Annotated in this window: 9 protein-coding genes and 1 pseudogene; 4 read left to right on the top strand and 6 right to left on the bottom strand. The window is 68.1% G+C overall.

The annotated features are described in order from the left end of the window. A partial coding sequence (locus tag DPV74_RS36130) for a LysM domain-containing protein (RefSeq protein WP_162923237.1) occupies nucleotides 1-376 on the bottom strand: 376 nt, incomplete at its 3' end. A gap of 412 nt (nucleotides 377-788) precedes the next feature. Between DPV74_RS36130 and DPV74_RS36135 the strand changes: the two genes are divergently transcribed. Then, nucleotides 789-1,109: a hypothetical protein gene (locus DPV74_RS36135; RefSeq protein ID WP_021160881.1), complete on the top strand. Its 321-nt coding sequence runs from the start codon at nucleotides 789-791 to the stop codon at nucleotides 1,107-1,109. Between the two features lie 130 nt (nucleotides 1,110-1,239). Here the strand turns inward: DPV74_RS36135 and DPV74_RS36140 are convergent, their stop codons facing one another. The 4 genes from DPV74_RS36140 to DPV74_RS36155 form a co-directional block, all read right to left on the bottom strand. After that, nucleotides 1,240-1,584: a DUF4148 domain-containing protein gene (locus tag DPV74_RS36140; RefSeq protein ID WP_021160880.1), complete on the bottom strand. Its 345-nt coding sequence runs from the start codon at nucleotides 1,582-1,584 to the stop codon at nucleotides 1,240-1,242. A gap of 201 nt (nucleotides 1,585-1,785) precedes the next feature. Further along, nucleotides 1,786-3,198: an NADP-dependent phosphogluconate dehydrogenase gene (gene gndA, locus DPV74_RS36145; protein WP_021160879.1), complete on the bottom strand. Its 1,413-nt coding sequence runs from the start codon at nucleotides 3,196-3,198 to the stop codon at nucleotides 1,786-1,788. 97 nt (nucleotides 3,199-3,295) lie between these two features. Further along, complete coding sequence (locus DPV74_RS36150; RefSeq protein ID WP_119338922.1) at nucleotides 3,296-3,937, bottom strand: DUF938 domain-containing protein; 642 nt, start codon at nucleotides 3,935-3,937, stop codon at nucleotides 3,296-3,298. Then, nucleotides 3,934-4,830 (bottom strand): NAD-dependent protein deacetylase, encoded by an 897-nt coding sequence (locus DPV74_RS36155; protein WP_027791096.1) that lies wholly within the window; start codon nucleotides 4,828-4,830, stop codon nucleotides 3,934-3,936. The genes DPV74_RS36150 and DPV74_RS36155 overlap by 4 nt, the downstream gene beginning before the upstream one ends. 1,057 nt (nucleotides 4,831-5,887) lie before the next feature. On the opposite strand from DPV74_RS36155, the gene DPV74_RS36160 reads away from it, so the two are divergent. Continuing rightward, nucleotides 5,888-6,619, top strand: coding sequence for a GNAT family N-acetyltransferase (locus tag DPV74_RS36160; protein ID WP_119338924.1), 732 nt, complete (start codon nucleotides 5,888-5,890; stop codon nucleotides 6,617-6,619). A gap of 21 nt (nucleotides 6,620-6,640) precedes the next feature. Here DPV74_RS36160 and DPV74_RS36165 read toward each other — a convergent pair whose 3' ends face one another. Beyond that, nucleotides 6,641-7,018 (bottom strand): lysozyme inhibitor LprI family protein, encoded by a 378-nt coding sequence (locus DPV74_RS36165; protein WP_162923238.1) that lies wholly within the window; start codon nucleotides 7,016-7,018, stop codon nucleotides 6,641-6,643. A 219-nt stretch (nucleotides 7,019-7,237) separates the two neighbouring features. On the opposite strand from DPV74_RS36165, the gene DPV74_RS36170 reads away from it, so the two are divergent. Together DPV74_RS36170 and DPV74_RS36175 are read left to right on the top strand one after the other, a co-directional pair. Then, the gene (locus DPV74_RS36170) at nucleotides 7,238-8,197 is read left to right on the top strand and encodes an LLM class oxidoreductase (RefSeq protein ID WP_119338926.1); all 960 of its coding nucleotides are present in this window, start codon (nucleotides 7,238-7,240) and stop codon (nucleotides 8,195-8,197) included. Nucleotides 8,198-8,479: 282 nt separating this feature from the next. Next, nucleotides 8,480-8,733, top strand: a pseudogene (locus DPV74_RS36175) (mechanosensitive ion channel protein); the annotation flags it as partial.

Genomic DNA, 8,733 nt, shown 5'->3' on the forward strand with positions numbered 1-8,733 from the left:
AGGCGAGCGAGCCCGGCTGCGCGGCCGCCGAGGGCGGCTGCCCGAGCGACGTCGCCGCAGGCGGCGGCGCCACGCGCAGCACCTGCCCGGGATACACGGCATCGGTCGGCGCCATGTGGTTCCAGCTGGCCACGTCCTGCACGCGCTGCCCGTACGCGTTCGCGACACCCGCGAGCGTATCGCCCGGATTCACGCGGTAATAGCCGGCGATCACGCCCGGCGTCGCGGCCGACGCGGGTGCCGACTGGCGCGCCGGCTGCCAGCTGTCGGTCCACGGCGTCATCGTGCAACCCGTCAGCGCGATGGCCGCGGCAACGAGTGCCGCCTGCGGCAGCCAGCGCGTCGGCGCATCGTGGATGGGAATAGTTTCTCTCAAGGGTCCTCCCGGATTTGCGTCGTTGCGCCGCCCACCGCCCCCCGGCGCGCGACGCACGATGTCCGGCCGGACGGCCGGACCAATCAGTATCCGACCGCTCTCGCGGCCGTCAGTTTCCACAGCGGAACATCGGCGCGATGGGCTCACCGGCCCCTTTTTCGCGCCGTTCCGATCGGCAAAGATACCATTTGTGGCGGTCAAGGCCGCGACCGATGCCTGATCCGGCAACAATCTTGCGGTGCCGCAGCAGCGTGCCGGCCGCCTGCGAGCCCCGCCGGGCGGGCCTGCCGCGGATCTTCCGCACGCCTCGCCACCCGCGCCTGCCGTATCGATCCCGTCACATTCTTCCCTTCGATCGCCACCTATACTCGGTGATGCACTGCGCGACCCAACGACAACGAGGAGCATGACAATGAACAACGCGACGTTTCTTTCCGTGCAGCTCAACGCCGACGATTTCTCCGGTTCCAGCGGCCTGGTCGAATTGCTCAACCGGCACCTGCTGTTCGCGACCGACGTCGCCGAGGCGGCCGATGCGCTCGTCCAGCTGGCGAGCGTCGCGCACATGACCGGCGCCACGCGCCACAGCGTCGAGCTGCCGGTCCTCGCGATCGAGCGGCTGCGCGACGCGCTCGACACGCTGAGCGGCTACGACGAAACGTGGCTGCAGGTGCTGGAACCGGCCGAAGCGCTGTTCCGGGATATCGGGCGCGGCAGGCGCCCGCTGCACTGAACCGACGGTCGGCGCGATACGCGCGCCACCAATGAAAACAGCCCGTCGTTCCGCTATCCGGAACGACGGGCTGTTCGTACTTCAGGGGACGGATCAGGCCGCCAACGCGGCTGCACCGACCGAACCACCATTAACGACCCTTGTAGATCGGCGCGTCGTCAGCGATGCGCTTGACTTGCCAGCCGGTCTTGGCCTTGGCCGGTGCGCCGGATTCTTGCGCGGCAGCCGGTTGTGCGCCATAGCCGGTCGTGTCGGCAGCGGCAACGTTCTGTTGCGGGTTCAGGCGGGCTTCAGCGGCCTGAATGCTTTCCGGGTAGTTCGTACGGTCGCTGCCCAGCTTGTAGCCGGCCTGCTGGACGGCGACCAGATCGGCCTTCACCTGTGCACGGGTGACGGGCGCATTCTGTTGGGCGAACGAGACGGCGGGAACGGCGAGAACGGCAGCTGCGGCGAACGTTGCGATCAGCGATTTCATGATTACCTCCGGGATTTTTTTGCTCCGCCGCACACACCATGTCTGCAGCGATGGAACAGAGTTTAGTCCCGGGAACACCTAGGGAAAACCATGAAAGAACGAAAACACTGTTTCCCGGGAGCCAACAATGTCGGCATCCGGGATAGAAAAACCCTATTCAAAGAATAGATTTTCGCAACAATGCCGCCCCCTGCCAGCCGGTCAGGACCAGTTCGCGTGGAAGCTGCCCGGCTTGTCGGTACGCTCGAACGTGTGCGCGCCGAAGAAGTCTCGCTGCGCCTGCACGAGGTTCGCCGGCAGCCGCTCGGAACGATAGCTGTCGAAGTACGCGACGGCCGACGCGAACGCCGGTACCGGCACGCCTGCCTTCACCGCGGCCACCACGACGTCGCGCAGCGATGCCTGGTAATTCGCGGCGATGTCCTTGAAGTACGGATCGAGCAGCAGGTTCGCGAGCGCCGGATCCTTTGCGTACGCGTCCGTGATCTTCTGCAGGAAGCGCGCGCGGATGATGCAGCCGGCGCGGAAGATCTTCGCGATCGTCCCGAGATCGAGGTTCCAGCCGTACTCTTCGGAGGCCGTGCGCAGTTGCGCGAAGCCCTGCGCGTACGAGATCACCTTGCTCAGGTACAGCGCGCGGCGCACCGCTTCGACGAACGCGGCGCGATCGCCGTCGAACGGCGCGGCGGCCGGGCCCGACAGGATCTTGCTGGCCGCGACACGCTCGGTCTTCAGCGACGACAGCACGCGCGCGAACACCGACTCGGTGATGAGCGGCAGCGGCACGCCGAGATCCAGCGCGTTCTGGCTCGTCCACTTGCCGGTGCCCTTCTGCGCGGCGCGATCGAGGATCACGTCGACGAGGTGCTTGCCGGTCTCTTCGTCCTTCTTGCCGAAGATCTTCGACGTGATCTCGATCAGGTAGCTGTCGAGTTCGCCCTGGTTCCATTCGGTGTACACCGCGCCGAGTTCGTCGTTGGTCAGGCCCGCGACGTCCTTCAGCACCGAGTAGCTTTCGGCGATCAGCTGCATGTCGCCGTATTCGATGCCGTTGTGAACCATCTTCACGTAGTGGCCCGCACCGTCCGGGCCCATGTAGGCGACGCACGGCTCGCCGTCCGACGGCGCCTTCGCGGCGATCTGCTTGAGGATCGGCTCGACGAGGTCGTACGCGTCACGCTGACCGCCAGGCATGATCGACGGGCCGCGCAGCGCGCCCTCTTCGCCACCCGACACGCCGGTGCCGATGAAGTGCAGGCCCGATTGCGCGAGCTCCTGGTTGCGGCGGATCGTGTCGGTGAAATGCGTGTTGCCGCCGTCGATCAGCACATCGCCCTTCTCGAGCAGCGGCTTGAGCGATGCGATCGTCGCATCGGTCGCTTCGCCGGCCTTCACCATCATCAGGATCCGGCGCGGCGTTTCGAGCGACGCGACGAATTCCTCGAGCGTATAGGTCGGCACCAGGTTGCGGCCGGGGAATTCGGCGATCAGTTCGTCGGTTTTCTCGCGGCTGCGGTTGTACACAGACACCGCGTAACCGCGGCTCTCGATATTGAGTGCGAGATTGCGGCCCATCACCGCGAGCCCGATCACACCGATTGCTTGTTTGCCCATTAGTCAATTCTCCGGAAAAAACGGGGCGCGACCCGAACCGGGTCGCGCGCACAGGCGAAAGGATAGTGGAAACCCGGCGGCGATGCGCGCTTGCGTGTCACTGCTCCGCGTGCGGCAGCCGCCGGAACACGACGCTCAGGTTGTTCGCCGGCATCTCGACCACCTCGATGCAGTCGAGCCCGCGATCGAGGCCGAGCGCGACGACGGTTTCGAGATCGCGCACGCCCCACGACGGGTCGCGGCTGCGCAATTGCAGGTCGAATGCCTCGTTCGACGGCGCCGTGTGCCGGCCCTCGCGGCGATACGGCCCGTACAGGAACAGCACGCCGCCCGGCCGCAGCAGGCGCGACGCGCCCGCGAACAGCGCGTCGGTGCAGGCCCAGGGCGAGATATGGATCATGTTGATGCAGACGATCGCGTCGAGCGCGTCGACCGGCCACGACGCGTCGCGCACGTCGAACGCCAGCGGCCCGGCAACGTTCGCGAGGCCCGCATAGGCAACCCACGCGGCGATCGAGCGGCGCGCCTGCGCATCGGGATCGCTCGGTTGCCAGTGCAGGCCCGGCAGCGCCTGTGCGAAGTGGACGACGTGCTGGCCCGTGCCGCTCGCGATTTCGAGCACGCTGCCGCTCGCCGGCAACACGCGGCGCAAGACGTCGAGGATCGGCCCGCGATTGCGTTCGGCTGCCGGCGCCGACAGCCGCGCGGACGGATCGGGCGAAGCGGTCGGATCGGTCACGATGCGTGCTCCGGTGCGTGGCCCGCGAGACCCAGCCGCGCGGTGAGCGCGTCGAGCGCGGGTGCGCAACGCGCCTCGACCTTCAGCGTCAGGATCGGATCGGCGCGCGTATGGCCGAGATTGAGCGCGGCGACCGGCTTGTGCTGCGCCTGCGCCCACACGCAGAAGCGGTAGCCGGAATACACCATCAGCGACGAGCCGACGACGAGCAGCGCATCGGCCGCATCGAGCGCCTGCGACGCGAGCGCCACGCGCTCGCGCGGCACGTTTTCGCCGAAGAACACGACTGCCGGCTTCAGCAGCCCGCCGCACGCGGGGCACGCCGGGATGCGGAACGTGTCGAGCGCCGCCCATTCGAGATGCGCGTCGCCGTCCGCGGCAGGCTCGGCCTGCGCGCCCAGCAGCTCGGGATTGTCGGCCTCGAGCATGACCTGGATCGTCGCGCGCGCATGATGCGCGCCGCAATCGAGACACGTGACGCCGTCGATGCCGCCGTGCAGCTCGATCACGTCACCGCTGCCCGCGCGCTGGTGCAAACCGTCGACGTTCTGCGTGACGAGGCGCTCGATCCGCCCGGCGCTGCCGAGCCGCGCGAGCGCGACGTGCGACCCGTTCGGCTGCGCGCGGCCGACGACGGGCCAGCCGATCATGCTGCGCGCCCAGTAACGCCGCCGCGCGGCATCGGAGCCGAGGAATTCATGGAGCTGAATCGGCGGCGAGCGCATCCACTGGCCGTTGCGGTCGCGATAGCCGGGAATGCCGGAGTCGGTGCTGATGCCCGCGCCGGTCAGTACCAGCAGGCGCGGATGACGTTCGACGAACGTCTGCAGCGCATCGAGTGCGGCCGGATCGATGCCGGCGGTTGAGGGGTCGTGCAGGGCTGTGTCGTTCATGTTGGCAACGCGTGATCGGGTGCGCCGGCAAGCCGTGCGCCCGCACGGGCAGCCAGGCACGCCAGCACATGATACAGAACGCCGCGCGATCGGGCCGATGGCTCGCGTCGCAAACCGGCGCACAAAAAAAGACGCCCATCCGCCACTCGGCGATGGGCGCTTCAACAATTGATCCATCGGGGTAGTGGATCAACTGACAGCACAATTTCGCGGCGCCCGCCATGCTGCGGCCGGCGAACGCTTCCCCTGGACTGCATGTATTCCGCGGTGCCGGACAGATCGATGCGCTGTCGGCTTTCCGGTGCGCTCCGGTGCGTTCCGGTTCGGGCCCGTCGCGCCGACGCGATACACGGCGCACGAACACCTGCGCCGCGCGACGACTCGCGTTGCGCGCGCCAGCATGACGATCCGGGTTCCGGGCCGGGCCATCCACGGATATTCGAAGTTCGTCCCCGACGGCCGACCGGCACCAGTCGGCCTCGTGCGTCACACCTGCACGTCGTCGTTCAGAACAAACCCGATTGCTCGGATGGAACGGAAAGCCGCGCGCTCATGTCGCCTCGATCAACGGCGAAGCGAATATCCAGGCAGGTCGGCGATTCATGTTTGCAACACGGCATGTTGCGATTCGGTCTGTTTTCATTCTCTTGTCCCCGTCTCCGATACGTCCGACCCACTGAAGCGATCGCCGGACCGACTGCGTCCGCGACCGCGCTCACGGCACGTACAGATATGCAAGGAGCGCACCATGCTTCATGCCGCAAGGCCGCGCGGGCCGAAGCGGGGCCATCGCGGCGAATCGCGCACCGGCGAGCAGCGCGAACGTTTCGAAACTGAAACGCGTACCGGGTCGGCGACCGTCGGCCGGGCATGCCGCGATGTCGTCATGCCGCGCCGGCACGGTCCGCGCCGATGTCGCGTCGTTGCATCCGCGCGCGATTGCCGACCGGCTTACAATCGCCCCACAGTGCCGCATACGCACGAACGGACGCGCGGGCCCGCCCCGGCCTGCTTCGCGCAACTCGCCGCCACCTGACGGGAGCCACCTGCCCGACCTATGCCTGACACACACGACTGGCTGGATATCGACTACCGAACGCTGTTCCGGCTGCATCCGGATCGCCGGATCGAACGCGAGAACGATCCCGACTGCTCGCCCGGGCCCCGCTTCTGGCTCGGCAGAGGCGCAAAACGCACCCTGGCGGGCGTACGCGCCGACGTGCCCTTTCCTGTCGCAGAAGAACTGGCGCGCCTGGCCGACAGCGAAACGCCGTCGGCGGACTGCACGCAGCCCGCGCATCTCGAACGCTATCTGTCGCTGCTCGCCCCCGTTCCGCACTGGAACATCGGTCTCGTCTACGCGCTGCCGCACGCACTCGGTTTCGACACCGACGCACACGTCGAACTGATCGACGGCGACAGCGACGCGGGCCGGCATCTGCTGCACACGCTGTCGACGCGCGGGATGCCCGAAGGCCTGTTCTCGATGGGGTTTCAAGGCGCCGCCGATCTGTGGGCGCCGTGGTGCGCGGCCGTCGTCGACGGAGAAGTCGCCTCGGTCGCATTCGCCGCGCGGCTATCCGAAGTCGGTGCCGAACTCGGTCTCGCGACGGCCCCTGCATTCCGGGGGCGCGGCCTCGCGGCAGCCGTGACCGCCGCGTGGTCGCGGCTGCCGTCGCTTCGAACCCGCACGCTGTTCTACAGCACCGCCAGCGACAACCGCGCGTCACAGCGCGTGGCGTCACGCCTCGGCCTCACGCTGCGCGGCACGACGCTGCGCGTGGCATAGCGCCGGGGCCTGCGTGACACCTCAACGAAAGGCCTCGATGACCTTGACGCGACGTTCGGTTTCGCCGACGAAGCAACTGTCAACCTCCACGAGCCCGAGCGTACCGCCTGCATCGGGCTGCCGCGATTCGGCGCAGGCAGCATCCCGCGCCTTGAGCCAGCGGCGCTCGTCGTCGCGCAACCTCGCCTTGCCCTGTGCATCCAGGCTCGCCATCTTCGTCTTGTAGACGGCATTCAACCGTCGGTCGGCCTCGTCGTATTTCAGCCGCAGGCAATTGCGGATGTCGGCCGTGTAGCCCGTTTCCTCGGCGGTCTTGCAGATAACGGTACGCTGCGCATCGTCCGCGCGCGCGTCGGACGCAACCGTGAAAAGCATCGCGCTCGCCGCCAGACCGATCACCGCGTGTAGAAGCGCATTCATCCGGATTCGCTGTTCTCGATGATTGAAGGCACCGATTATGCCCGGCCCGCTGCCCGCGTGGCTCCCGTTGCCTCGACGTCACCGGTCACGTCCGATCGGGCGCTGCGCATGCCGTGCCGCGCAGCCGGCGCGCAAACACGCTAGCATTCGGACACGCAACGTCGCGCGCCCGCTTTGCCCCGCCTCCAAGGACCCGACATGACCACGCCCGCCCCTGCCCGTCCCGACGTCGCGCATCGCGTCTTTTCGGCCGGGCAGCTGTCGATCGGCCTCACGTTGCCGCTGCTTCGCACCGGCCATGTCGTCGCCGACTTCGACGAGCAACTCGAACTCGCGGCGCTGGCCGACACGCTCGGCTTTCGCGCGCTGTGGATTCGCGACGTGCCGCTGAACAGCGCCGACTATCCCGACCCGGTCGGCCACCTCGACCCGTGGGTCCTGCTCGGCGCACTGGCGTCACGCACGCGCCGGATTGCACTCGCCAGCGGCGCGATCGTGCTGCCGCTGCGTCATCCGCTGCATATCGCGAAAGGCGCGCTGTCGGTCGCGACGCTGTCGGGCGGACGCTTCATCCTCGGGCTCGGCTCCGGCGACCGGCCGCCCGAATATGCGGCGTTCGGCGTCGACGCGGAAACGCGCCGCGACCGGTACCGCGCGCACTGGGACGTCGTCGCGGCCGCGCTCGGCGTGCCATCGCGCGTGCTGCCCGACGAAGCGCCGCCCGATGCGCCCGACTTCACGCTGCTGCCTCGCGGCGCCGACGCGGTGCCGATGCTGGCGGTCGGCTCGGGCGGGCAAAGCGTCGACTGGATCGCGCGTCACTCGATCGGCTGGATGACGTACCACCGCGATCCGGACACGCAGCGCGCACGGTATTCGATGTGGCGCGCAGCGGTTGAAAGGCTCGCGTCGCCGGCCTTTCGCGCGTTCGGCGTGTCGATGCGACTCGACCTCGTCGAGGATCCCGATGCGCCGGCTACCGCATTGCCGCTCGGTTATGCAACCGGACGCCGCGCATTGATCGACATCCTGCGGAACATGCGCGCGGCAGGCACGCATCACGTCACGCTGAATCCGGGCTCGGACCGGCCCGTGCGCGACGTCATCGAAGAAATCGCGGAACACGTCCTGCCGGTTTTTCACGACGGGGAAGCGTGATTTGGCAGGATTCCGGATGAATTCGGCGCGATGCGCGCGGCGCTCGCCGTTGCCCGCAAGCGGGCATTACGCGAGCCTTACACGCCGGCAATCGAGTCGCCTCCCCCCTGCGTCAGCCACATGACCGCGGAAACGCGCCGCAAACGGCCGCGCCGCGTCGTGCATGCCCGATTCGAATGATCGTCGACGGAACTATTCGGTTCCGGGCGCGATCATGTTAACTTCCCGTCCATCGTTCAGCCCGGCGGGCCGCGCGCCGATGCGCGCCCGCATGCCCACTCCATGCGACATATCCTCCTCGGCTGGCTGCTTGCCGCCGTCGTCACGGCCGCTCACGCGGCCGCTCCCGCCCCGGCCGCCGCGACGGCCGCTTCCGGCACCGCGCCCGCGCTGACGCCGCAACAGGCTCAGCAGGCACTCGACGTGCTCGAAAATCCCCGCGATCGCGCGCAGGTCGAAACGACGCTGCGTGCGATCGCGGCCGTCGGCGCGCTGAGCGCACCCGCGGTCGTTGCCAGCGATGCGGCGGCGGCCAG

It is taken from the genome of Burkholderia sp. HAN2018 (assembly GCF_024704855.1).
GTDB classification, from domain to species: Bacteria; Pseudomonadota; Gammaproteobacteria; order Burkholderiales; family Burkholderiaceae; genus Burkholderia; species Burkholderia cepacia.